The following is a 24,609-nucleotide window of genomic DNA, read 5'->3' as shown; positions in this document are numbered from 1 at the left end:
CATGGCTCGCAATGGTTTGACGCATGTCCAGTAAAGAGCCGCCCAGCGAGCTGATTCGCGCCAAGGATCTCAAAGGCGTTGATGTGTGGGCGTTGCCCAGCTTCGACCCAGAAGTGGAAACCCCAGAGCCTGGCGAAGAAGAGCAAGCGAATGACCCGACGGTTGAGGCGAACGATCAGGCGCCGGCTGAGAGTGAAGAGGTGGCCCTTGAAGACGTCAAACCCTTGACGTTGGATGAGTTGGAGGCAATCCGTCAGGACGCCTACAACGAAGGGTTTGCCACCGGTGAGAAGGACGGTTTCCATGCTGGCCAGCTGAAGGCCAAGCAGGAAGCTGATATCGCCTTGGCCGCCAAACTAGCCAGCATGGAGCAGCTGATGACGCAGCTGTTCGAGCCGATTAGCGCACAGGATCAGCAGCTTGAAGAAGCCATGGTCAGCCTGCTTGGGCAAATGGTGCGCCAGGTGATTCAACGCGAGCTGGTCAGTGATTCAAGTCAGATTCGCCAGGTGCTCAGCGAGGCGCTTAAGTTGCTGCCGATGGGCACCGGTAACATCCGTATTCACGTCAACCCGCAAGACTTCGAAATCATCAAGACCCTGCGCGAGCGCCACGAAGAAAGCTGGCGAATTCTCGAAGATGCCTCTTTGCTGCCCGGTGGGTGTCGGGTGGAAAGCGAACTCAGCCGTATTGATGCCACGGTGGAAACCCGCTTGAACCAAGCGATCAAACAGCTGTTCGAGCAGCAGCGTGAGCAGGCCGCGCACCCGCTGGAGGCTGATTTGCATACCGATTTGGATGCGCCAGCGGTGGAGGCTGCGCAGATACATAGCCAGGCGAGCCCGGATGCGCCTTGATCGGGTGAGTTTCGCCAAGCGCCTGGCGGGTTACAGCGAGGCCGTGACGTTGCCGACTCAGCCGTTGGTCGAGGGTCGCCTGCTGCGCATGGTCGGTTTGACCCTGGAAGCCGAAGGCCTGCGTGCTGCCCTGGGCAGTCGCTGCCTGGTCATCAATGACGACAGCTATCACCCGGTGCAGGTTGAAGCCGAGGTCATGGGCTTTTCCAACGGCAAAATCTTTCTGATGCCGGTCGGCAGCCTGGTGGGCATCGCCCCAGGTGCTCGTGTAGTGCCGCTGCCTGACACCGGACGCTTGCCCATGGGCATGTCGATGTTGGGCCGAGTTCTCGATGGCACGGGTCGCGCGCTTGACGGTAAGGGTGGCATGAAGGCGGAGGATTGGGTGCCGATGGACGGCCCGGCGATCAACCCGCTCAACCGCCACCCGATCAGCGAACCGCTGGATGTCGGCATTCGCTCCATCAACGGCCTGCTGACGGTGGGGCGTGGCCAGCGCCTGGGGTTGTTTGCCGGCACCGGTGTGGGTAAGTCGGTACTGCTCGGCATGATGACGCGCTTTACCGAGGCCGACATCATCGTGGTGGGGTTGATTGGTGAGCGGGGCCGTGAAGTAAAAGAATTTATCGACGAGATCCTCGGCCATGAGGGCCTTAAGCGCTCGGTGGTGGTGGCCTCGCCGGCCGATGATGCGCCGCTGATGCGTTTGCGCGCGGCCATGTACTGCACGCGCATCGCCGAATACTTCCGCGACAAGGGCAAGAACGTCCTGTTGCTGATGGATTCGCTGACCCGCTTTGCCCAGGCTCAGCGCGAAATCGCCCTGGCCATTGGTGAGCCGCCGGCAACCAAAGGCTATCCTCCCTCGGTATTTGCCCGCCTGCCCAAGTTGGTCGAACGGGCTGGTAATGCTGAGAAGGGCGGTGGCTCGATTACTGCGTTCTACACGGTGCTCAGTGAGGGCGACGACCAACAGGATCCGATTGCCGACGCCGCCCGTGGTGTGCTCGATGGCCATATCGTGCTGTCGCGGCGACTGGCCGAAGAAGGCCATTACCCGGCCATCGATATCGAAGCCTCGATCAGCCGGGTCATGCCGCAGGTGGTCAGCGCTGAGCACATGCGCCTGGCGCAGCGTTTCAAACAGCTGTGGTCGCGCTATCAGCAGAGCCGCGACCTGATCAGTGTCGGCGCTTATGTGCCGGGCGGTGATGCGGATACTGACCTGGCCATTGCCCGCCAACCAGCCATGGTCAAGTACCTGCGGCAGAACCTGCAGGACAACGAAAGCCTGGAAAGCAGCAGCGCACAGCTGGCTGCGACCTTCAATCCCGCTGCAACGGGCGCATAATCCATGGCACAAAGCCGCGCCGCGCGACTGGCCCCGGTGGTCGATATGGCCGAGCGTGCCGAGCGCGAGGCTGCTCTGCAATTAGGTCGTTGCCAGGGCCTGCTGCGCCAGGCTGAAGTGCAGTTGGGCGATCTGGAGCGCTACCGCGGAGACTACCAGCAGCAATGGATCAGCGAGGGCCAGCGCGGGGTTTCCGGGCAGTGGCTGATGAACTATCAGCGCTTTCTTACCCAGCTGGAAACCGCCATCGGCCAACAGCGCACCAGCGTTGACTGGCACCGCAGCAATATGGAAAAAGTGCGAGAGGCCTGGCAGCAGCGTTATGCGCGGTTGGAAGGTTTGCGCAAATTGGTCAAGCGTTATCAGGATGAAGCACGCCTGGCTGAGGACAAGCGTGAGCAGAAACTGCTTGATGAGTTGTCCCAGCGCATATCCGCCCGCGATTGGCAGTCTTAAGCGCGAATTACCCACCTGCAACACATCGACACAGCCTAAACAGTTGCTGCCAGCGCATTGCAATGCTACATCTTGATCATGCATAACCTGCTGCCTGGTCCACTGGTATGTGCGGCCTCGTCTTTTCGCTTATAGGAGTAATTCATGGCCATCACCTCGCTGCCCTCATCCGATGGGCAAGAGCTGACCATTCTGATTCAGGGACGCTTCGATTTCGGTGCGCATCAGGAATTTCGCAATGCCTACGAGCGCGTCAATAGCACCCCGCAACGCTACGTTGTAGACCTCAAAGACACCACTTACCTGGACAGCTCCGCGCTCGGCATGCTGTTGCTGTTGCGTGACCATGCCGGCGGCGACAGTGCGCAAATCCGCCTGCTCAACTGCAACCCGGATGTGCGCAAGATTCTCGCAATCTCGAATTTCGAGCAGCTGTTTAAAATCGCCTGATCGAGGCGCGTGTCATGGCTGAGCGTCTGTCCATCCTGATTGCCGAGGACAACGCGGCTGATCGCATGCTGCTGTCGACCATCGTCAGTCGCCAAGGGCACCGGGTACTGACCGCCAGTAATGGTTTGGAGGCGGTGGCCCTGTTCGAGCAAGAGCGGCCGCAGCTGGTCCTGATGGATGCCTTGATGCCCATCATGGACGGTTTTGAAGCTGCCCGACGGATCAAGCAGGTGGCCGGCGAAGAGTTGGTGCCGATCATTTTTCTGACCTCACTGACCGAAGGCGAAGCCCTGGTGCGCTGCCTGGAGGCCGGCGGTGATGACTTTCTTGCTAAACCCTACAACCGGGTCATTCTCGAAGCGAAAATCAAGGCCATGGATCGCTTGCGCCGCCTGCAGGATACGGTGCTGCAGCAGCGTGATCTGATTGCCATGCACAATGAACACCTACTCACTGAGCAGCGCGTGGCCAAGGCCGTGTTTGACAAGGTGACGCACTCCGGTTGCCTGGATGCACCGAATATCCGCTACCTGCAATCACCTTACGCAGTGTTCAACGGCGATCTGCTATTGGCTGCGTTCAAACCGTCGGGTGGCATGCATGTGTTGCTAGGGGATTTCACCGGCCACGGTTTGCCCGCAGCAATTGGGGCGATGCCGCTGGCTGAGGTGTTCTATGGCATGACGGCTAAGGGCTATTCCCTCGCCGAAGTGCTACGCGAGATCAATGCCAAGCTCAAACGCATTCTCCCAGTCGGGGTGTTTTGCTGTGCGACGGTATTAAATGTCAGTTTCCAGCGGCAGGTGGTCGAGGTATGGAATGGCGGCCTGCCTGATGGCTATCTGCTGCGTGGCAGTGGCGAGCGTTTGCCGCTGGTGTCGCGGCACTTGCCGTTGGGTGTGCTGGAACCGGCCGCATTCAACGACAAGTATGAGGTCTACCCGCTGGCGCTGGGTGATCGGGTTTTTCTGCTCTCCGATGGTGTGCTGGAGACCTGTAACAAGCTCGGTGAGTTGTTTGGTGAAGAGCGCTTGCTGGAGGTGATCGCCGCTAACCGGCAGCTGCCTGCTTTATTCACTGAAATTCAGCAGGCGCTGACCCATTTCAGTGGTGAGCAGCAGGACGATGTCAGCTTGCTTGAGGTCAGCCTGGTTGATGATGCAGAGTTGAGCCGTCCGCCACTGGCCTTTGCCGATAATGGCCAGAGTCATTCCCTGGACTGGTCTGCCAGCTTCGAGTTTCGCGGTGAAACCCTGCGTCACTTCAACCCGCTGCCTTTCCTCCTGCAATTATTGCTTGAGGTGCAGGGGCTAAGGCCTCAAGGCGGAGCCTTGTTCAGTGTGTTGGCCGAGTTGTATTCCAATGCGCTTGAGCATGGCGTGTTGGGGTTGGACTCGGCGCTCAAGGCAAATGCCGAGGGGTTTGCTGAGTATTACCGCCAGCGCAGTGTGCGCCTGGCTGCGCTGACCGACGGATTTGTACGCTTTCACCTGCAGTTGTTACCTGAAGGCGCAGGGGGGCGCTTGATCGTCCGTGTTGAAGACAGTGGCTCGGGGTTCGATCCTCAACAAGTGCCTGTTGAACCGCGTGACGCGCATAGTTTGAGTGGCCGCGGACTGGCCTTGGTCAGGCAACTGAGTGAACGTTGCAGTTGGGGCGACGGCGAACCGGGGGTGCGCGTGGAGTTTTCCTGGTTGCCTGGGGCATAATCCGGGGCACCACGCGAGGGGAGCGAGCCGTTGTCCGATATTCACCTTGATAGCGCAGTATTAGCGGCCTTGCAGGATGTCATGGAAGATGAATATCCGGTGCTGCTGGACACCTTTCTGATTGATTCTGAAGAGCGCCTATTAGTGCTTCGTCAAGCCGAGCAAGCGGCCGATGCGCAGAGCTTGCGGTTGGCGGCTCACAGTTTTAAGGGCAGTTGCAGCAACATGGGGGCGCCGATGCTGGCGGGCCTGTGTAAACAGCTGGAAGAGGCTGGGCGTCGCGAACAGTTGGAGCAGGCTCCTGAGCTGGTCGAACAAATTGAGCGTGAGTTTGCCATTGTGCGCATCCTGCTCAAGTCCGAGCGCCAGCGTTATCGGCATTAACCTTGCTGCGCCTGCCTCCTGACGTTACTGCAGTTCAACTCGCCCTGTCTGCCAATAAACAAGTTGGCCCGCTCCTTGCAAAACCCTTCGCACGACCAATCCCGAGCGGAGAGTATCCATGTCCGTTGCCCCCGATCTGCTGCTCAAGTCAGCACCTGAAGTAAAGCCCAGAGCTGCTGCATCAAAACCGCCGGAAAAACCCGCGCAGCCTAATAAGAATGAGGCTTCCAGCTTCTCTCAGGTGTATGCCAAAGAGCGGCAGGCTAAAGCGGCTGAACGTAACGACGGGCCTGCAAAGCCGGCACGTGAAAGCAATGTTGATAAAGATGAACCGCTGGATGCGCAGGCGCAGGCTGTCGTTGGGCAAGCCGAGGTTGCCGATAGCGGCAAGCCTTTGCCGACTGATCCGGCAAGCGATGGCGCCGTTCTGGATCCGCTTCTGTTGCTTGGCATCACCGGCGAGATGCCCTTAGCCGAAACAGATGACGTGGCGCTTGAAGCCGAACCTGTGCCGCTGATGGTCACCACGGGTAACTTGACCAGCTCCGGCCCGGCGAGTATGACCGAGGCCAGCTTTGATGCTGAGCTGGATGCGCTCAATCAGCTGCCGGCAGTGCGCATGGCCCTGGAAATGGGGGCGAAGGAGAAGCTGCAGGCCGATCAGGCTGGAACGCCTTCTGCCCAGGCGCAAAACGTCAGTCAGAGTTTGTTGGCTAGTCAGGTGGTACAGGATGAAACCCCGGTCGAGGGGGATAGCCTGGAACTGCCAGAGTTACAGCTTGAAGCCCTCACCGGTAAAAGCCTGGAGGCGTTGAAGGAAGGCACGGCCAATAACGCGCCGGAGAACTTTGTCAGTAAGCTCAATGCCCTGACTCAGGCGATGAACCAACAAGCGACCCAGGCACGCGCGCCCTTATTGGCTGGCCAACCGGTGGCCATGCAACAGGGTGGCTGGAGCGAAGCAGTGGTGGATCGGGTGATGGTGATGTCCAGCCAGAACCTCAAGTCGGCTGAGATTCAGCTGGATCCTGCAGAGCTCGGCCGTCTGGAGGTGCGTATCAGCGTCAACCAGGACCAAAGTCAGGTGACGTTCGCCAGTCCACATGCCGGTGTGCGTGAAGCGCTGGATTCGCAGATGCACCGTTTGCGTGAACTGTTTGCCCAGCAGGGTATGAATCAGCCGGACGTGAATGTTTCTGATCAGTCGCTCAACCGCGGTTGGCAAGGGCAGGGGGGCGATGGTGGCAATAGTCGCGGAGGGTCCTCCAGTGAACTGCTTGGCGGGGATGAGGAACTGCATTCGAATGCGGTCGAGTCGGCTCGCATGTCATCTGTAAGTGCCCGTGGCTTGGTTGATTACTACGCATAGAGCGCTTGCTGCTGTAGTTGCATGGCCCACTGATCTAAACTGCATTTCGCCCGACTCCCATTGCGTGGAAGTCGGGCGATTTTGTTTGGGCGTACGTTGATCGAATGCCTTGGTCGCATCACCTTCAGGTGCTGCGCCACTCGTACTGAGCAGGTTTGTTGACATACTGGCATAACACTTGCTCGTAACCCTTTGAAAACGGATAGAACTCCGAATAACGACGGATTATTGGCATGGCTAAGAAAGAAGCAGCACCGGCACCGGCAAATGCCGAGGCGAAACCAGCCGGCAAAATGAAGCTGATCGTTATCATCGTTATTGCGGTGTTGCTCGCTGTGGGCCTTTCTGTGGGGGGAACCTGGTTCTTTTTAAGTAAAAAGGACGCAGGGGCTGAAGAAGCCAAGGCAGAAGTCAGTGCCGAACCAGCAGTACCCGTCAAACAGGCCGCAATCTATGAAGAGCTGTCACCGGCCTTTGTCGTGAATTTCAACCACCAAGGCCGCGCCCGCTATATGCAGGTTAGTGTGGCGTTGATGACCCGTGATCAAGTGGCCCTGGATGCGCTCAAGGTGCACATGCCGGTGTTGCGTAACCGCCTGGTGATGCTGTTTTCCGGTCAGGATTTCGGTTCCTTGTTAACCCCGGTCGGTAAAGAAATGCTGCGTCAGCAAGCGACTGCCAGCGTGCAGGAGCTGGCTGAGAAAGAGACCGGCAAAGTCACGGTTGAGCAAGTGCTGTTCACCAACCTCGTGTTGCAGTAATCAGGAGCCATCTATGGCTGTGCAAGACCTGCTTTCCCAGGATGAGATCGATGCCCTGCTGCATGGTGTCGACGACGGCTTGGTTGAAACCGAGGACGAAGCCGAACCGGGAAGCGTCAAGCAATATGACCTGACCAGTCAGGACCGCATTGTCCGTGGGCGCATGCCGACGCTTGAGATGATCAACGAGCGTTTTGCCCGCTATACCCGCATCAGCATGTTCAACCTGCTGCGCCGCTCCGCCGATGTGGCGGTGGGTGGTGTGCAGGTCATGAAATTTGGCGAATACGTGCACTCGCTGTACGTGCCGACCAGCCTCAACCTGGTGAAGATGAAGCCGTTGCGCGGCACCGGTCTGTTTATTCTCGACGCCAAGCTGGTGTTCAAGCTGGTCGACAACTTCTTTGGTGGCGATGGCCGGCACGCCAAGATCGAAGGGCGTGAGTTCACCCCCACTGAGTTGCGTGTGGTGCGCATGGTGCTCGATCAGGCCTTTATTGACCTCAAGGAAGCCTGGCATGCGGTTATGGATATCAACTTCGAGTACGTCAACTCGGAAGTGAATCCCGCGCTGGCCAACATCGTCAGTCCCAGTGAAGTGATCGTGGTATCGACCTTCCATATTGAATTGGATGGCGGTGGTGGTGACCTGCACATCACCATGCCGTATTCGATGATCGAACCGATCCGCGAGATGCTTGATGCAGGCTTCCAGTCCGATGTGGACGATCAGGACGAGCGCTGGATCAAAGCGCTGCGCGAAGACATTCTTGGCGTCAGCGTGCCCCTGGGCGCGACTGTTGCCCGCCGCCAGCTCAAACTGCGCGACATTCTGCATATGCAGCCCGGTGACGTGATCCCGGTGGAACTGCCGGAAAGCGTGGTGCTGTGCGCTAACGGTGTGCCCTCTTTCAAGGTCAAGATGGGGGCGCACAAAGGCAAGCTGGCTTTGCAGGTGCTCGGCCCCATTGAGCGTAACCGCTAATTCCCCTATTCAACGCCAGCCGAGGAAAAACGATGGCAGACGAAAACGAAAACGAAGCCAGCTCGCCCGAGGAGCAGGCACTCGCTGATGAGTGGGCGGCTGCATTGTCTGAAGCCGGCGATGCCGGGCAGGATGATATCGACGCCATGCTCGCCGCCAGCGACCCTGCTCCATCAGCGCCGCGTGCGCCAATGGAAGAGTTTGACAGTGCGCCGAAGATGAACCTGCCGGTGAATCTGGATGGGCCGAATTTGGATGTGATTCTGGATATTCCGGTGTCCATTTCCATGGAGGTCGGCAATACCGATATCACCATCCGTAACTTGCTGCAGCTCAACCAGGGCTCGGTGATCGAGTTGGATCGTCTGGCCGGTGAGCCGCTGGATGTGCTGGTCAACGGCACCTTGATCGCCCACGGCGAAGTGGTGGTGGTGAACGAGAAGTTCGGCATTCGCCTGACTGACGTGATCAGTCCAAGTGAACGCATCAAGAAGCTGCGCTAACCATGCTTAGAACCCTTGTGTTGGGCTTGCTGCTACCAGTTGCGGCCCTGGCTGCCGAACCGGCCGCGCAAGCGGCTGTACCCCCTGCTGGAACAGGTATGGGCGGGCAACTTGTGCAGCTGCTGCTGGGCCTGCTGTTGGTGATTGGTCTGATTTTTCTGCTGGCCTGGCTGATGCGCCGCGTGCAGCAAATCGTGCCGCGGGGTGGCCAGGTCATCAAAGTGCTGGCCACTCAGGCGCTGGGGCCGCGTGATCGCCTGGTGCTGGTGCAGGTGGGTAACGAGCAGGTATTGCTGGGTCTGACCCCGGGCACCATCACGTCGTTGCATGTGCTGAAAGAACCGGTGCATATGCCGGATGCTGAACCTGCCTCGACCGAGTTTGCTCAGCGCCTGATGGAGCTGTTGGGTAAAGACCAGAAGGACAAGTCGTGATGCTGCGTTTGCTGCTGATGCTGGTTTTTAGCCTGGGTGCGTCACTGGCATTCGCTGCCGATCCGCCGACTGCCAGTACCTTGATTCAGTCGGGCAATAACCCGCTGTCGATCCCGGCCATCACCCTGAGTACTGACACAGCTGGGCAGCAGGAGTACTCGGTCAGCCTGCAAATCCTGCTGATCATGACTGCGCTGAGCTTTATTCCAGCGTTTGTCATGCTGATGACCAGTTTTACCCGGATCATCATTGTCTTCTCGATTCTGCGTCAGGCCCTGGGGTTGCAACAGACACCGTCTAACCAGATCCTGGTTGGTATGGCGCTGTTTTTGACCATGTTTATCATGGCGCCGGTGTTCGATCAGATTAACCGCGAGGCACTGCAGCCCTACCTGAACGAGCAACTGCCTGCGCAGGAAGCGATTCTCAAGGCCGAAGGGCCGATCAAGAATTTTATGCTGTCACAGACCCGTGAAAGCGATCTGGAGTTGTTTGTGCGCTTGTCCAAACGCACGGATATCGCCAGCCCGGAAGAGGCGCCGCTGACCATTCTGGTGCCGGCGTTTGTCACGTCCGAGCTGAAAACCGCCTTCCAGATCGGCTTTATGATCTTTATTCCGTTCCTGATCATCGACATGGTGGTGGCCAGTATCTTGATGGCGATGGGGATGATGATGCTCTCGCCGTTAATCATTTCTCTGCCGTTCAAAATCATGCTGTTTGTGTTGATTGATGGCTGGGCGCTGATCATGGGCACTCTGGCTGCCAGCTTTGGAGGCACTTAGCCATGACCCCTGAGGTGGCTGTCGATCTGGTGCGCGATGCCTTGTGGCTAACGGCCATGATTGTGGGGATTCTCGTGGTTCCTAGTCTGATTGTTGGTTTGCTGGTGGCGATGTTTCAGGCGGCCACTCAAATCAACGAGCAGACCCTAAGTTTTTTGCCCAGGCTGCTGGTGATCCTGCTCGTGCTGATTTTTGCGGGTCCCTGGCTGGTGCGTGAGCTGATGGAGTACACCGAGAATCTGATCATGAACATTCCGATGCTGATCGGCTGACATGCTCGAGCTAAGCAACGAGCAGATCGGTGCGTGGGTGGGTAGCTTTCTGCTGCCGCTGTTTCGCATTTCGGCCCTGCTAATGTTTATGCCGATCATTGGTACCCAGCTGGTTTCGGCGCGGGTACGCCTGTACCTGGCCCTGGCTATCTGTGTGGTGATTATGCCGACCTTGCCACCGATGCCAGTGATTGATGCCATCAACCTGCAAGCCTTTATCTGGATTGCCCAGGAAATCCTGATTGGCTTGATGTTCGGGTTTGTCCTGCAACTGTTCTTTCAGGTGTTTGTCATTGCCGGTCAGATTGTGGCCATCCAGATGGGCCTTGGCTTTGCCTCAATGATTGACCCGGCCAATGGGATCTCGGTGCCAGTGATCGGTCAGGTGTTCATGATCTTGGTGACCTTGCTGTTTCTCGCCATGAACGCCCACCTGGTAGTGTTTGAAGTGCTGGCTGAGAGCTTCTTCACCCTGCCAGTAGGTGGTGGTTTTCTGGTGGAAAACTACTGGGAAATTGCCAACAAACTAGGCTGGGTCTTGGGGGCGGCTCTGCTTCTGGTATTGCCGGCGATTACCGCGTTGTTGGTGATCAACCTGGCATTCGGGGTAATGACCCGCGCCGCGCCGCAGCTGAATATCTTCTCCATTGGTTTCCCACTGACCCTGGTGTTGGGCATGGTCATCGTGTGGATTGGCATGGCCGATATCCTCGCGCAGTACCAGGTATTTGCCACTGAGGCGTTGCAGTTTCTTCGTGAAATGGCGGGGGCGAGTTAAGCCATGGCCGAATCCGAGAGCGGTGCCGATAAAAGCGAAGAACCCACGGAGAAACGCCTACGCGAATCCCGTGAAAAGGGGCAGATTGCCCGTTCTAAAGAACTCAATACCCTGGCGGTAACCCTCGGTGGTTTTGGTGGCATGCTCGCGTTTGGCGGCAGCATGGCTAACGCCATGCTCGACATCATGCGGGGTAATTTCTCGCTGACCCGCGAGGTGATCATGGATGAGCGCAGCATGTCGCTGTGGCTGGCAGCCTCTGGGCAGATCGCGCTGGAAGCGCTGTTCCCGCTGTTCGTGTTGTTGTTGATTGTGTCGATTGTGGGGCCGATCTCTCTCGGTGGCTGGCTGTTCTCGGCCGAAGCCATGGCGCCCAAACTCAGTCGCATGAACCCTCTGGCAGGGCTTAAACGCATGTTTTCGACCGATGCCTTGGTTGAGTTGCTCAAGGCGTTGGCCAAGTTCACCCTGATTCTGTTGGTGGGCGTAGCGGTGCTTTCGGCCTGGCAAGAGGACCTGCTGGCGATCGTCCATGAGCCGATTGAAGCGGCCATCCTGCACTCCGCCACGGTGGTGGGCTGGAGTGCATTGTGGATGTCTTGCGGGCTGATTCTGATTGCCGCTGTGGATGTGCCGTTTCAGCTCTGGAGCAGTAAGCAGAAGCTGATGATGACCAAGCAGGAAGTGCGCGACGAGTACAAGGACAGCGAGGGTAAGCCCGAGGTCAAACAGCGTATTCGCCAGTTGCAGCGTGAAATGGCCGAGCGACGCATGATGCAGTCGGTGCCCGACGCTGATGTGGTCATCACCAACCCGACGCACTTTGCCGTGGCTTTGAAGTACGACCCGGCCAAAGGCAGTGCGCCGGTGCTGCTGGCCAAGGGCGGTGACTTCACCGCATTGAAGATTCGCGAAATCGCCAACGAGCACAAGGTCATGGTGCTGGAGTCACCAGCCTTGGCGCGGGCGGTGTTCTATTCCACTGAGCTGGATCAGGAAATCCCGGCCGGCCTGTACCTGGCCATCGCTCAGGTCCTGGCGTACGTCTACCAGCTGCGTCAGTACCAGGCGGGCAAGGGCAAACGTCCTGGCCCGTTGCCGGATATGCCCATCCCGCCAGATTTACGCCGCGACGAGTAACGCTCAGCCACATTGCTTTGGCGCGTTGGCTGTTTGACGGGCTCTGGCAAAGTTGGACAGCTTCTTGCAAAACCCCTCCCAAAGGCGCGACTCGCGTCAAAAGATTGAATTGGCTGGGGTAGTGGTGTGGCAATAGATCGTTCACAAATGATCGGTGATGTGCGCAGTAACCTGTCGGGGTTGAAACAGGGCAACCTGGGCATCCCACTGTTGCTGCTGGTCATGCTCGGCATGGTCATGCTGCCGATTCCACCGTTTCTCCTTGATGTGCTGTTTACCTTCAGTATTGCCCTGTCGATCGTCGTCCTGCTGGTAGCGATCTACGCCCTGCGCCCGCTGGATTTCGCGGTATTCCCGACCATTCTGCTGGCGGCAACCTTGCTGCGTCTGGCGCTTAACGTCGCCTCCACGCGGGTGGTGCTACTTAACGGTCAGGACGGTCACGACGCCGCCGGTAAGGTGATCCAGGCCTTCGGTGAGGTAGTGATCGGCGGTAACTACGTGGTCGGTATCGTGGTGTTCGCGATCCTGATGATCATCAACTTCGTGGTGGTCACCAAAGGTGCCGGACGTATCTCCGAGGTCAGTGCGCGTTTCACCTTGGACGCCATGCCGGGCAAGCAGATGGCCATCGACGCGGACCTGAATGCCGGGTTGATCGACCAGGCGGAGGCCAAGAAGCGTCGCAGCGAAGTGTCCCAGGAAGCCGACTTCTACGGCTCCATGGACGGTGCCAGCAAGTTTGTGCGCGGCGATGCGATTGCCGGCCTGCTGATTCTGTTCATCAACCTGATCGGTGGCATCGCCATCGGTATTTTCCAGCATGACCTGAGTTTCGCCGACGCGGGCCGTATCTACACTTTGCTGACCATCGGTGACGGCCTGGTGGCGCAGATTCCATCGCTGCTGCTGTCGACTGCAGCGGCGATCATGGTGACCCGTGTTTCCAGCTCGGAAGACATGGGTGCTCAGGTCAATCGGCAGATGTTTGCCTCGCCGCGTGCGCTGGCGGTTACAGCGGCGGTGATGATCGCCATGGGCCTGGTGCCCGGCATGCCACATTTCTCTTTTATCAGCCTGGGCCTGGTGGCTGCGGGTGCTGCGTACTGGATTGCCAACAAACAGCGTACAACCAAGGAAAACGAGATCAAGGAAGTGCAGCGCCAACAGGAATTGCTGCCAGCGCAGAAGGCTCAAGAGGTCAAGGAGCTGGGCTGGGACGACGTGACACCGGTGGATATGGTCGGCCTGGAAGTGGGTTATCGGCTGATTCCACTGGTAGACCGTAACCAGGGTGGCCAGCTGCTGGCGCGGATCAAGGGCGTGCGTAAGAAGCTCTCCCAGGAGATGGGCTTTCTCATGCCCTCGGTGCATATCCGCGACAACCTGGACCTGCAGCCCAATGCCTATCGCCTGACGCTGATGGGGGTCAGCGTGGCCGAGGCCGAGGTGTACCCGGATCGCGAGCTGGCGATCAACCCGGGCCAGGTGTTCGGTCCGCTCAATGGCATCGCCGCCAAGGATCCGGCATTCGGTCTGGAGGCGGTGTGGATCGACCCGACTCAGCGCGATCAGGCGCAGTCGCTTGGCTACACCGTGGTAGACGCCAGTACCGTAGTGGCGACCCACCTCAACCAAGTCCTGCACAAACATGCCCACGAGCTGCTGGGCCACGAGGAAGTGCAACAGTTGATGCAGCTCTTGGCCAAGAGCTCGCCGAAGCTCGCTGAAGAGCTGGTGCCAGGGATGATTTCCCTGTCAACCCTGCTCAAGGTGCTGCAGAGCCTGCTGCAGGAACAGGTGCCGGTACGCGATATCCGCACCATCGCCGAGGCCATCGCCAACGTTGCGGTGAAGAGTCAAGATCCCGCCGCGATGGTGGCGGCGGTACGCGTTGCGTTGGCCCGCGCAATCGTGCAAAGCATTGTGGGACTAGAGCTGGAGCTGCCTGTGATCACGCTGGAGCCCAGGTTGGAACAGATATTGCTCAACAGTATCCAGAAGGCCGGTCAAGGCTCCGAGGAGGGCATCCTCCTGGAGCCTGGCATGGCCGAGAAGCTGCAGCGTTCCCTGGTGGAAGCGGCGCAGCGCCAGGAAATGCTCGGCAAGCCAGTGATTCTGCTGGTAGCCGGTCCGGTCCGGGCGATGCTCTCGCGATTCGCGCGGCTGGCGGTTCCGAGTATCCATGTACTGGCATACCAGGAAATTCCGGATAACAAGCAGGTCACCATCGTTGCGACGGTGGGGCAGAACTAACCGAGGTTACAGGCCATGCAGGTCAAACGCTTTTTCGCCGCCGATATGCGTACCGCCATGAAATTGGTGCGTGATGAGCTGGGTGCCGATGCCTCGATCATTGGCAATCGCCGGGTAGCCGGTGGTGTCGAATTGACCGCCGCGCTGGATTATCAGGTGCCAGCCGCACCGGCCCGTCAGCCCAACCCTGCGTTGGAAGCCGAGCTGCGCAAGACTCAGGCGAAAATTGCCACGGCCCAGGCCGAGCTGACCACCCGCACTCAGGTCGATGCCGGCAAAGACCGCCAGCTGTTTGGCGCGGCTGACAGCCTGCCTGCTGACAGCTTGGCGGCTGTGATGCGCAAATCGCAGGCAGCGCCAGCTGCAGCAACCGATCAGCGCGCCCTGGATGCCATGCGTTTCGAACTGCATGGCCTGCGTGAGCTGATTGAAGTGCAGCTGGGCTCGATTGCCTGGGGGCAGTTGCAGAACCGTCGCCCGCAGCAAGCCAATTTGTGGCGTCGCCTGCAGCGCATGGGCTTGTCAGCCGAATTGTCGAAAGCGCTGCTGGAGCGTGTGAATACGGTGACTGAACCTCGCCAGGCCTGGCGCATGGTGCTGGCGCACCTGGCTCACGCGATCAAAACGCCGAAGCAGGAACCGATGGAAGAGGGCGGCGTAATCGCCTTGGTTGGCCCCGCTGGCATGGGCAAAACCACTACTTTGGCCAAGCTGGCCGCGCGTTACGTGCTCAAGTACGGCGCGCAGCATATTGCCCTGGTCAGCCTGGACAGCTACCGCATTGGTGCTCAGGAGCAGCTCAAGACCTTGGGGCGTATTCTCAATGTCCCGGTGACCCTGGTTGACCCTGGCCAATCGTTGACTCAAGCCTTGGCACCGCTGGCGCGTAAGCGAGTGGTGCTGATTGACACCGCCGGCCTGCCCGCCAATGACCCAGCCCTGCGCATGCAGCTGGAAACGCTGGCCAGCCGTGGCGTCAACGCAAAAAATTATCTGGTTATGGCCGCTACCAGCCAGGGCCAAGTGCTGAAAGCCGCCTACCATAGTTATAAGCGTTGCGGCTTGTCTGGCTGCATTCTGACAAAAGCGGATGAGGCCACCAGCCTGGGTGAGGTTTTAGGACTGGCTATTAGCCAGCGTCTACCGGTAGCCTATCTCGCTGATGGGCCACGCATTCCCGATGATCTGCAGATTCCACGCAGTCATCAATTGGTTAGCCGGGCCGTAGGGCTGCAGGCAACCCAGGATCCAAGCGAAGATACGATGGCGGAGATGTTTGCCGGGCTTTACCAGCAACCCGCACGACGCGTCAGTTAAGCGTCCTGCTGTTGGCAATGAACCGCGCTTAGCCAGCCAAGTGGCTCCAGTCGAAGTTAGACAAGGTGTGTAGAAATATGGGTATGCATCCCGTACAGGTGATTGCGGTGACCGGCGGCAAAGGTGGCGTCGGTAAGACCAACGTCTCGGTGAACCTGGCGTTGGCCCTGGCTGATCTTGGCCGTCGGGTGATGCTGATGGACGCCGACCTTGGCTTGGCCAACGTCGACGTGTTGTTGGGCCTCAGCGCCAAACGCACCCTGGAAGACGTCATCAGTGGCGAGTGCGAGCTGCGCGATGTGTTACTGCAGGGCCCTGGCGGCATTCGTATCGTGCCGGCAGCCTCGGGTATTCAGAGCATGGTGCAGCTGTCACCCATGCAACATGCGGGGCTTATCCAGGCGTTCAGCGATATCAGTGACAATCTTGATGTACTGATTATCGACACCGCTGCGGGTATTGGTGACGGCGTCGTGAGCTTCGTGCGCGCGGCCCAGGAAGTGCTGGTTGTGGTGTGTGATGAGCCGACCTCGATTACCGATGCCTACGCACTGATCAAATTGCTTAATCGCGATCACGGCATGAACCGTTTCCGGGTATTGGCCAATATGGCCCACAGCCCGCAGGAAGGTCGCAACCTCTTTGCTAAGCTGACTAAAGTGACTGACCGCTTCCTTGATGTTGCCCTGCAGTATGTAGGGGCGGTGCCATACGACGAGTCAGTGCGCAAGGCCGTGCAGAAGCAGCGTGCGGTCTACGAAGCCTTCCCGCGTTCGAAGTGTGCGCTGGCGTTCAAGGCGATAGCCCAGAAAGTTGACGCCTGGCCGTTACCGGCCAATCCGCGTGGCCATTTGGAGTTTTTCGTTGAGCGTCTGGTGCAGCAACCGATCGCGGACACGGCTATATGACAGCAGCCTCTGGACTTCGTATGTATAGCAAGGCGCAGGCGCAGGATTCCCAGCACCAGTTGATCGAGCGCTACGCGCCCCTGGTCAAACGCATTGCCTATCACCTGTTGGCCCGCCTGCCGGCCAATGTACAGGTCGACGATCTGATTCAGGCCGGAATGATCGGCTTGCTCGAAGCGTCAAAAAAATACGACTCCAGTAAAGGCGCCAGTTTCGAAACGTTTGCGGGTATTCGCATTCGCGGTTCGATGCTCGATGAAGTGCGCAAAGGCGACTGGGCGCCACGTTCGGTGCATCGCAATAGCCGCATGGTCAGTGATGCAATTAGAAAAATTGAGGCCAGAACGGGTCGAGACGCTAAAGATCAAGAGGTTGCGGCCGAACTCCAATTGAGTCTCGAGGATTACTACGGCATTCTTGGCGACACTTTAGGCAGCCGCCTGTTCAGTTTCGACGACCTGTTGCAGGACGGCGAACACGGTGGGCTTGGTGAAGACGCTGGCAGCAACCACCTCGAACCTTCTCGTGATCTGGAAGATGAACGCTTTCAGGCGGCCCTGGCAGATGCCATTGCCAACCTGCCGGAGCGCGAGCGCTTGGTGTTAGCGCTATATTACGATGAAGAACTGAATCTTAAAGAGATCGGCGAGGTGTTAGGGGTTAGCGAATCACGTGTAAGCCAACTACACAGTCAGTGTGCCGCACGTTTACGTGCTCGACTGGGTGAGTGGCGCGCACATTGAGTTGAATTCGCTGATGCTGGGCCGGTTTCACGATTAAAAGCGCATGCAGGTTGCTGCCTGCGTTTGGGACTGTACGGAGGTCGACTTGGACAAGAACATGAAAATCCTCATCGTTGATGACTTTTCAACGATGCGACGGATCATCAAGAACCTTCTGCGTGACTTGGGGTTCACCAACACCGCGGAAGCGGATGATGGCGTCACCGCGCTGCCCATGCTGCAGAGCGGTAGCTTCGATTTCCTCGTGACTGACTGGAACATGCCTGGCATGACGGGTATCGATCTGTTGCGCGCAGTGCGTGCGGATGATCGCTTGAAAACCTTGCCGGTGCTGATGGTAACGGCAGAAGCCAAGCGTGATCAGATCATCGAAGCAGCCCAGGCGGGGGTTAACGGTTATGTGGTCAAGCCGTTCACAGCCCAAGTGCTGAAAGAGAAGATTGAAAAGATCTTCGAGCGGGTCAACGGCTGATGTTTGCCACGAGGGTGCTATGGAGCATAAAGATTCCGTTCAAGGTGACCTTGAGTCGACCCTGAAATACAACGCTCGCCAACTGGTAGATAGCCTGGAACAAGGCAACTTTGGTGAAGCGGTACAGCTGATACATGAGCTCAATAAGGCACGTGACCGTGGTCTTTACCATGAAGTCGGTAAGCTGACTCGTGAGCTGCATAACGCCATCGTCAATTTCCAGCTCGACCCCCGTGTGCCACATGCCACTGAGGTTTCGCAAATTACCGATGCCACTGAGCGCCTGAATTATGTGGTGACGATGACCGAAAAAGCGGCCAATCGCACCATGGATCTGGTCGAGCAAAGTGCCCCGCTGGTAAATGACCTCAGCGATGAAGCGCAAAGCCTCAGCGGTGATTGGGGGCGCTTCATGCGCCGGGAAATGAGTGCCGATGGCTTTCGCGAGTTAGCCAAGCGTGTGGAACTTTTTCTCGCGCGAAGCGAGCGCGACGGTGCCAAGATTTCTGCACACCTCAATGACATCCTGTTGGCCCAGGATTATCAGGACCTGACCGGCCAGGTGATCAAGCGTGTAACGCAGCTGGTTACCGAAGTGGAAAGCAACTTGCTGAAACTGGTGCTGATGGCCAGTCAGGTCGATCAGTTTGCCGGCATTGAGCACAACCATGAGTTGCTCCGCGCCGAACAAGAAAAACAAAAAGAGCCTTCGCGTGGTGAAGGTCCGCAGATTCATGCCGATAAGCGTGAAGACGTCGCATCCAATCAGGATGATGTCGACGACCTGCTTTCCAGCCTGGGATTTTAGGAGCACGTCTTATGAGCTTCGGCGCCGATGAAGAAATCCTCCAGGACTTCCTGGTAGAGGCCGGCGAGATTCTTGAACTACTGTCTGAGCAGCTTGTAGAGCTGGAAAGTCGCCCGGACGACATGAATCTACTCAACGCCATTTTTCGCGGGTTTCACACCGTCAAAGGTGGTGCTGGCTTTCTCCAGCTCAATGAGCTGGTGGAATGCTGCCATATCGCAGAAAACGTCTTTGACATCCTGCGTAAGGGTGAGCGGCGCGTCGACTCCGCGTTGATGGATGTGGTGCTGGAAGCACTGGATGCCGTCAACAGCATGTTTACCGAGGTCCGTGAACGTACCGATCTCACTCCGGCTACGCCTGAGCTGCTTGCCGCCTTGGCGCGTTTGGCTGAGCCGGCGGGTGCTGATGATGCCGCACCCGTTGAAGCCCACGCTGAACCTGAGCTGGAATCTGAACCTGAGGTTGCAGTCGAGGTTGAAGAGACCGCTGGCGATATCACTGACACTGAATTCGAGCAGTTATTAGGCGCCTTGGGGGACTCACCGGCGCCAATGGCCGCGGCTGCCAGCAGTGATGAAATCACTGACGATGAGTTTGAGTCGTTGCTTGATCAGCTACATGGCAAAGGCCAATTTGTAGCACCTGATGTAGCTGTAGCTCCCGCTGTGCCTGCTGTGGCGGCACCTGCTGCAACGGCCACGGGGGGGGATGAAATCACCGACGATGAATTTGAGTCGTTGCTCGATCAGTTGCACGGTAAAGGTCAGTTTGCGCCTCCTCCTGTATCGGCGCCTGCTGCACCTGAAGCGGTGGCTGAGTCCGCTGCTGCGCCGAGTGGCGACATCACGGATGACGAGTTTGAAGCACTGCTTGATCAGCTGCATGGCAAAGGTAAGTTTGTTGAGCCTGAAGCGATCAAACCTGTAACGCCTGCGCCGACTGCCAAGCCTGTGGAGTCTGCCAAAGCGGCCGCCAAACCTGCGGCAAAACCTGCCGCTAAGGTTGAGCCTGCAAAAGCTCCTGCAGCTCCGGTCGCTGCGCCTGTTGCTGAGAAGGCTGCGCCGCCCAGTGAAGCGGAAACCACTGTGCGGGTCGATACCGCACGGCTCGACGAAATCATGAACATGGTTGGTGAGCTGGTGCTGGTGCGAAATCGCTTGGTGCGACTCGGATCGAGCAGTGGCGATGAGGCTATGTCTAAAGCGGTGTCGAACCTGGATGTGGTAACGGCTGACTTGCAGACAGCGGTGATGAAAACCCGCATGCAACCCATCAAGAAGGTGTTCGGGCGCTTCCCTCGGCTGGTTCGCGATTTGGCGCGAAACCTTAAGAAAGAGATCAACTTGGAGTTGGTCGGTGAAGAAACTGACCTCGACAAGAATCTGGTTGAAGCCTTGGCTGATCCGCTGGTCCACTTGGTGCGCAACGCGGTTGACCATGGCATTGAAACCCCGGAAGAGCGCGAAGCCTCAGGTAAGGCGCGTGGCGGTAAGGTGATATTGTCCGCTGAGCAGGAAGGTGATCACATCCTCTTGTCGATCTCTGACGATGGCAAGGGCATGGACGCGGATGTACTGCGTGCCAAAGCCGTGGAAAAAGGCTTGCTGGATAAAGACGCGGCCGACCGTCTCAATGAGTTCGAATGCTACAACCTGATCTTTGCCCCGGGCTTCTCGACCAAAACTGAAATTTCCGATGTTTCTGGGCGCGGCGTGGGCATGGATGTGGTGAAAACCAAGATTTCCCAGCTCAACGGCACGGTCAATGTGTTTTCGGTCAAGGGGCAGGGCTCAAAAATCGTTATCAAGGTGCCGCTGACCCTGGCGATCATGCCGACACTGATGGTGATGTTGGCCAATCAGGCGTTTGCTTTCCCACTGGTCAACGTGAACGAGATTTTCCACCTCGATCTGTCGCGAACCAATGTGGTTGACGGCCAGGAAGTGGTGATCGTGCGCGACAAGGCGTTGCCGTTGTTCTATCTCAAGCGCTGGTTGATCGGCAGTGCAGCACACGTGGAGCAGGGTGAGGGCCATGTGGTGATCCTCACTGTTGGCAGTCAGCGTATTGGCTTCGTGGTCGATCAACTGGTCGGACAGGAAGAAGTGGTCATCAAGCCGTTGGGCAAAATGCTACAGGGTACGCCAGGCATGTCGGGTGCAACCATTACCGGTGATGGTCGTATTGCCCTGATTCTTGACGTGCCGAGCATGCTCAAGCGTTACGCGCGGCGCATCTGATTGTTAGCGGCGCAGCTATCTGTGGCGCCGTTTAGGAGTGTTTATGGCTGTTAAGGTGTTGGTGGTTGATGACTCCGGTTTTTTCCGCCGGCGCGTGTCGGAAATTCTTTCAGCCGACCCGAATATTCAGGTAATCGGCACCGCCACTAACGGCCGTGAAGCCATCGAGCAGGCGCAGGCGCTCAAGCCCGATGTGATTACCATGGATTACGAGATGCCGATGATGGACGGCATCACCGCTGTACGTAACATCATGCAGCGCTGTCCGACACCCGTACTGATGTTCTCCTCGCTAACGCATGAAGGTGCGCGAGTGACGTTGGATGCGCTGGAAGCCGGTGCGGTGGATTTTCTACCGAAGAATTTTGAGGACATTTCGCGCAATCCAGAGCGAGTTAAGCAACTGCTTTGCGAGAAAATTCATACGATTGCCCGCAGTAATCGTCGCAGTTTCAGCCCATCACCTGTCTCTACTCCCGCAGCTATACCCGCTGCAGCAGCCAAGCCTGCGGCGCGTCCAGTAACCTCTGCCAGCACGCCAGGCCGTCCAGCTGTGGCGCCTGCCCCCGTGGTTGCCAGTGCGGCGCCAAAACGTAAATCCTACAAGCTTGTTGCGATCGGTACTTCCACCGGTGGGCCGGTTGCGCTTCAGCGGGTACTGACTCAATTGCCGGTGAATTTTCCAGCGCCAATCGTGCTGATCCAGCATATGCCGGCTGCCTTTACCAAAGCCTTTGCAGAACGTCTCGACAAGCTCTGCCGCATCAGTGTCAAGGAAGCTGAGGACGGGGATGTCTTGCGTCCCGGTCTGGCACTGCTCGCACCGGGTGGCAAGCAGATGATGGTCGATGCGCGGGGCGTGGTGAAAATCCTGCCTGGCGATGAGCGCCTGAATTACAAACCCTGTGTCGATATCACTTTCGGTTCCGTTGCCAAGTCTTATGGTGACAAGGTGCTGGCGGTGGTGCTCACAGGTATGGGGGCGGACGGCCGTGAGGGCGCTCGCCTGCTAAAGCAGAGTGGAAGCCAAGTGTGGGCGCAAGACGAAGCCAGCTGCGTGATCTACGGCATGCCGATGGCTATTGTAAAAGCCAACCTGGCTGATGCGATTTACCCGCTGGATGATATCGGCAGGCACCTGGCGGAGACCTGTATTTAATGGATGTACTGAGCCTTATTGGGGTCATCCTGGCGTTTGTCGCCATTCTTGGCGGCAACTACCTCGAAGGGGGCCATGCTGCGGCCCTGCTCAATGGGCCGGCTGCATTGATTGTGATTGGCGGTACCTTGGGTGCGGCTTTTTTGCAGGCGCCCGTTCATGTGTTCAAACGGGCCCTGGCCATTATTAGCTGGATATTCTTTCCGCCGCGCGTGGACCTGGCCGGTGGTATTAACCGGGTGGTTGGTTGGAGCATGACTGCGCGCAAGGAGGGTTTGCTCGGTCTTGAGGCCGTGGCAGATGCCGAACCCGATCCCTATGCGCGCAAAGGCTTGCAGCTGTTGGTCGATGGCGCCGAGCCTGAGGCTATTCGCAGTATTCTCGAGGTCGATCTGTACACCCAGGAAGGCCGTGATATTCAGGCGGCCAAAGTGTTTGAAAGCATGGGCGGTTATGCGCCGACCATCGGCATTATCGGTGCAGTGATGGGCTTGATCCATGTGATGGGTAACCTGGCCGACCCAAGCATGCTCGGCAGTGGAATTGCCGTGGCGTTCGTGGCAACTATCTACGGCGTTGGCTTTGCCAACCTGTTGTTATTGCCTATTGGTAACAAGCTCAAAGCTATCGCTCAGCGCCAATCCCGTTATCGCGAGATGCTGCTTGAAGGCATCCTGTCGATTGCGGAGGGTGAAAACCCGCGCTCCATCGAACTGAAGCTGCAAGGCTTCATGGATTGATGGGGACACCTTATGGCCCGCCGGCGTCATCAAGAAGAGCATGAAAATCATGAGCGGTGGCTAGTCTCTTACGCCGACTTCATTACTCTGCTGTTCGCCTTTTTTGTGGTGATGTACTCGATTTCCTCGCTCAATGAAGGCAAGTACAAAATTCTTTCTGACAGCCTGACCGGGGTGTTCAATCAACCTGATCGCGCTATCAAACCGATTCCGGTTGGTGATGAGCGTCCGCGGACCACGGAGCCGGACCGTTCCTTGGTTGATGAGGAAAGCGCTCAGTCTTCGGCTGATGATCTGCAGAATATTGCTAACAGTGTGCGTGAGGCTTTCGGCGATTTGATTCAGTCGGATCAGCTGAAGGTCAGTGGAAATGAGCTGTGGATCGAGATTGAGCTCAGCTCTAGCCTGTTGTTCACCAGCGGCGATGCCATTCCTAACAATGCAGCGTTCGATATTATCGAAAAGGTAGCCAAAATTCTGGCGCCGTACGAGAATCCAATACACGTGGAAGGCTTTACCGATAATCTGCCGATTCAGACGGCTCAGTTCCCGACCAACTGGGAACTGTCTACCGCAAGGGCTGCGAGTATCGTGCGTATGCTGACGATGGATGGGGTCAACCCCAGTCGCCTGGCAGCGGTCGGTTATGGTGAGTTCCAGCCCGTCGCGGATAACACCACCGCTGAAGGGCGCGGGCGCAATCGTCGCGTCGTGTTAGTGATCTCGCGTAATCTAGACGTACGTCGCAGCGTTAGCGGTGTGGGCAGTGCCAATGCCAAGCCTGATGCGGCGTTGCAACGTGCTGGCACTCAACCTGCAAAAGCCCCAGCAGCGCCGGTCCCGCAAGCGGGTGCCGTCAATCCCCCGTCGCCGGTCCCATAGGGTGGCCCCGTTCTCGGTCAGGCTGCAGCTGAACCGGGAGGATGATAACGATGAGAGTCTGGGCAGTAGCCAATCAAAAAGGTGGAGTCGGTAAGACCACCACATCAATCGCTCTGGCAGGCCTGTTGGCAGATGCCGGCAAGCGTGTGGTGATCGTTGATCTCGATCCCCATGGGTCGATGACCAGCTACTTCGGGCACGACCCGGACAGCCTGGAACACAGCAGCTTCGATTTGTTCCAACATAAAGGCGCTGTGCCGCGCGGTTTGCCCCAGCAGCTGCTCCTGCCTACCAGTGATGAGCGTATCTCCCTGCTGCCGTCCAGCACTGCACTGGCCACCTTGGAGCGCCAGTCACCCGGGCAGAGTGGCTTGGGCTTGGTGATAGCCAAGAGCCTTGCGCAGCTTTGGCAGGATTTTGATCATGCGGTGATCGACAGTCCGCCCTTGCTTGGGGTACTGATGGTCAATGCACTGGCGGCAAGTCAGCAGCTGGTAATTCCTGTGCAGACTGAATTTCTGGCCGTAAAAGGCTTGGAGCGGATGGTCAATACCCTGGCGATGATCAACCGTTCGCGTCAGCAGGCGTTGCCATACACCATCGTACCGACCCTGTTCGACCGCCGTACCCAAGCGTCAATGGGCACGCTGCGTGTTTTGCGTAACAGTTACCCTGATCACCTGTGGCCTGCCTATATTCCGGTTGATACGCGCTTACGTGATGCCAGTCGGGCAGGGGTGACCCCGTCAACGTTTGACAGCAACAGCCGCGGTGTCTTGGCTTATCGCGCCTTACTCAAACACCTGCTTTCGCAACAGATTGCTGCTCAGGTCGCTTGAGATGAACG

General features: G+C 57.8%; 26 protein-coding genes. All 26 read left to right on the top strand.

What is annotated here, in order from left to right; all coding sequences use genetic code 11:
• Window positions 1-23: 23 nt before the first annotated feature.
• The 26 genes from fliH to HBN63_RS00755 all read left to right on the top strand — a co-directional run bounded on the left by fliH (window position 24) and on the right by HBN63_RS00755 (window position 24,601).
• Window positions 24-857 (top strand): flagellar assembly protein FliH, encoded by an 834-nt coding sequence (gene fliH, locus HBN63_RS00880; RefSeq protein WP_170048031.1) that lies wholly within the window; start codon window positions 24-26, stop codon window positions 855-857.
• Window positions 847-2,208, top strand: coding sequence for a flagellar protein export ATPase FliI (gene fliI / locus HBN63_RS00875; RefSeq protein WP_170048030.1), 1,362 nt, complete (start codon window positions 847-849; stop codon window positions 2,206-2,208). Before fliH ends, fliI begins: the two co-directional genes overlap by 11 nt.
• Before the next feature lie 3 nt (window positions 2,209-2,211).
• A complete protein-coding gene (fliJ, locus tag HBN63_RS00870) occupies window positions 2,212-2,664 on the top strand; it encodes a flagellar export protein FliJ (RefSeq protein ID WP_170048029.1) in 453 nt (150 codons plus the stop codon).
• Between the two features lie 144 nt (window positions 2,665-2,808).
• A complete protein-coding gene (locus tag HBN63_RS00865) occupies window positions 2,809-3,114 on the top strand; it encodes an STAS domain-containing protein (RefSeq protein WP_090252075.1) in 306 nt (101 codons plus the stop codon).
• A 14-nt stretch (window positions 3,115-3,128) separates the two neighbouring features.
• Complete coding sequence (locus HBN63_RS00860; protein ID WP_170048028.1) at window positions 3,129-4,823, top strand: fused response regulator/phosphatase; 1,695 nt, start codon at window positions 3,129-3,131, stop codon at window positions 4,821-4,823.
• A gap of 30 nt (window positions 4,824-4,853) precedes the next feature.
• A complete protein-coding gene (locus HBN63_RS00855) occupies window positions 4,854-5,207 on the top strand; it encodes an Hpt domain-containing protein (protein ID WP_090252079.1) in 354 nt (117 codons plus the stop codon).
• A 118-nt stretch (window positions 5,208-5,325) separates the two neighbouring features.
• The gene (locus HBN63_RS00850; protein ID WP_170048027.1) at window positions 5,326-6,576 is read left to right on the top strand and encodes a flagellar hook-length control protein FliK; all 1,251 of its coding nucleotides are present in this window, start codon (window positions 5,326-5,328) and stop codon (window positions 6,574-6,576) included.
• 233 nt (window positions 6,577-6,809) lie between these two features.
• The gene (gene fliL / locus HBN63_RS00845) at window positions 6,810-7,337 is read left to right on the top strand and encodes a flagellar basal body-associated protein FliL (protein WP_170048026.1); all 528 of its coding nucleotides are present in this window, start codon (window positions 6,810-6,812) and stop codon (window positions 7,335-7,337) included.
• Between the two features lie 13 nt (window positions 7,338-7,350).
• Window positions 7,351-8,322 (top strand): flagellar motor switch protein FliM, encoded by a 972-nt coding sequence (gene fliM, locus HBN63_RS00840; RefSeq protein ID WP_090252087.1) that lies wholly within the window; start codon window positions 7,351-7,353, stop codon window positions 8,320-8,322.
• Between the two features lie 32 nt (window positions 8,323-8,354).
• Window positions 8,355-8,825 (top strand): flagellar motor switch protein FliN, encoded by a 471-nt coding sequence (fliN, locus tag HBN63_RS00835; protein ID WP_090252089.1) that lies wholly within the window; start codon window positions 8,355-8,357, stop codon window positions 8,823-8,825.
• 2 nt (window positions 8,826-8,827) lie between these two features.
• Window positions 8,828-9,259, top strand: coding sequence for a flagellar biosynthetic protein FliO (fliO, locus tag HBN63_RS00830; RefSeq protein WP_170048025.1), 432 nt, complete (start codon window positions 8,828-8,830; stop codon window positions 9,257-9,259).
• Entirely contained in the window at window positions 9,259-10,044 is a 786-nt protein-coding gene (gene fliP / locus HBN63_RS00825; protein ID WP_170048024.1) for a flagellar type III secretion system pore protein FliP, read from the top strand. Before fliO ends, fliP begins: the two co-directional genes overlap by 1 nt.
• 2 nt (window positions 10,045-10,046) lie before the next feature.
• On the top strand, window positions 10,047-10,316 hold the full coding sequence (fliQ, locus tag HBN63_RS00820; RefSeq protein WP_090252096.1) for a flagellar biosynthesis protein FliQ: 270 nt from the start codon (window positions 10,047-10,049) through the stop codon (window positions 10,314-10,316).
• 1 nt (window position 10,317) lies between these two features.
• On the top strand, window positions 10,318-11,094 hold the full coding sequence (fliR, locus tag HBN63_RS00815; RefSeq protein WP_090252099.1) for a flagellar biosynthetic protein FliR: 777 nt from the start codon (window positions 10,318-10,320) through the stop codon (window positions 11,092-11,094).
• Between the two features lie 3 nt (window positions 11,095-11,097).
• Window positions 11,098-12,234: a flagellar biosynthesis protein FlhB gene (flhB, locus tag HBN63_RS00810; protein WP_170048023.1), complete on the top strand. Its 1,137-nt coding sequence runs from the start codon at window positions 11,098-11,100 to the stop codon at window positions 12,232-12,234.
• 132 nt (window positions 12,235-12,366) lie between these two features.
• Entirely contained in the window at window positions 12,367-14,490 is a 2,124-nt protein-coding gene (flhA, locus tag HBN63_RS00805; protein ID WP_170048246.1) for a flagellar biosynthesis protein FlhA, read from the top strand.
• 15 nt (window positions 14,491-14,505) lie between these two features.
• Window positions 14,506-15,807 (top strand): flagellar biosynthesis protein FlhF, encoded by a 1,302-nt coding sequence (flhF, locus tag HBN63_RS00800; protein ID WP_090252103.1) that lies wholly within the window; start codon window positions 14,506-14,508, stop codon window positions 15,805-15,807.
• Window positions 15,808-15,884: 77 nt separating this feature from the next.
• Complete coding sequence (gene fleN / locus HBN63_RS00795) at window positions 15,885-16,715, top strand: flagellar synthesis regulator FleN (RefSeq protein ID WP_090252106.1); 831 nt, start codon at window positions 15,885-15,887, stop codon at window positions 16,713-16,715.
• Window positions 16,712-17,458, top strand: coding sequence for an RNA polymerase sigma factor FliA (gene fliA, locus HBN63_RS00790; RefSeq protein WP_167145311.1), 747 nt, complete (start codon window positions 16,712-16,714; stop codon window positions 17,456-17,458). Before fleN ends, fliA begins: the two co-directional genes overlap by 4 nt.
• A gap of 97 nt (window positions 17,459-17,555) precedes the next feature.
• The gene (locus HBN63_RS00785; RefSeq protein ID WP_090254048.1) at window positions 17,556-17,930 is read left to right on the top strand and encodes a chemotaxis response regulator CheY; all 375 of its coding nucleotides are present in this window, start codon (window positions 17,556-17,558) and stop codon (window positions 17,928-17,930) included.
• A 19-nt stretch (window positions 17,931-17,949) separates the two neighbouring features.
• On the top strand, window positions 17,950-18,738 hold the full coding sequence (locus tag HBN63_RS00780) for a protein phosphatase CheZ (protein ID WP_160087926.1): 789 nt from the start codon (window positions 17,950-17,952) through the stop codon (window positions 18,736-18,738).
• A gap of 11 nt (window positions 18,739-18,749) precedes the next feature.
• Window positions 18,750-20,981 (top strand): chemotaxis protein CheA, encoded by a 2,232-nt coding sequence (locus HBN63_RS00775; protein WP_170048022.1) that lies wholly within the window; start codon window positions 18,750-18,752, stop codon window positions 20,979-20,981.
• Window positions 20,982-21,024: 43 nt separating this feature from the next.
• Complete coding sequence (locus tag HBN63_RS00770) at window positions 21,025-22,140, top strand: chemotaxis response regulator protein-glutamate methylesterase (RefSeq protein ID WP_170048021.1); 1,116 nt, start codon at window positions 21,025-21,027, stop codon at window positions 22,138-22,140.
• Window positions 22,140-22,880, top strand: coding sequence for a flagellar motor protein (locus HBN63_RS00765; RefSeq protein ID WP_090252121.1), 741 nt, complete (start codon window positions 22,140-22,142; stop codon window positions 22,878-22,880). Before HBN63_RS00770 ends, HBN63_RS00765 begins: the two co-directional genes overlap by 1 nt.
• 12 nt (window positions 22,881-22,892) lie before the next feature.
• A complete protein-coding gene (gene motD, locus HBN63_RS00760; RefSeq protein ID WP_090252123.1) occupies window positions 22,893-23,762 on the top strand; it encodes a flagellar motor protein MotD in 870 nt (289 codons plus the stop codon).
• A gap of 50 nt (window positions 23,763-23,812) precedes the next feature.
• Window positions 23,813-24,601 (top strand): ParA family protein, encoded by a 789-nt coding sequence (locus HBN63_RS00755; RefSeq protein ID WP_167145305.1) that lies wholly within the window; start codon window positions 23,813-23,815, stop codon window positions 24,599-24,601.
• The last annotated feature ends 8 nt before the right edge of the window (window positions 24,602-24,609 follow it).

Source organism: Pseudomonas sp. WS 5011 (assembly GCF_012985775.1).
Classification (GTDB): domain Bacteria; phylum Pseudomonadota; class Gammaproteobacteria; order Pseudomonadales; family Pseudomonadaceae; genus Aquipseudomonas; species Aquipseudomonas peli.
The sequence above is the reverse complement of the archived record's forward strand: the minus strand, read 5'-3'. Positions and strand labels throughout refer to the sequence as shown.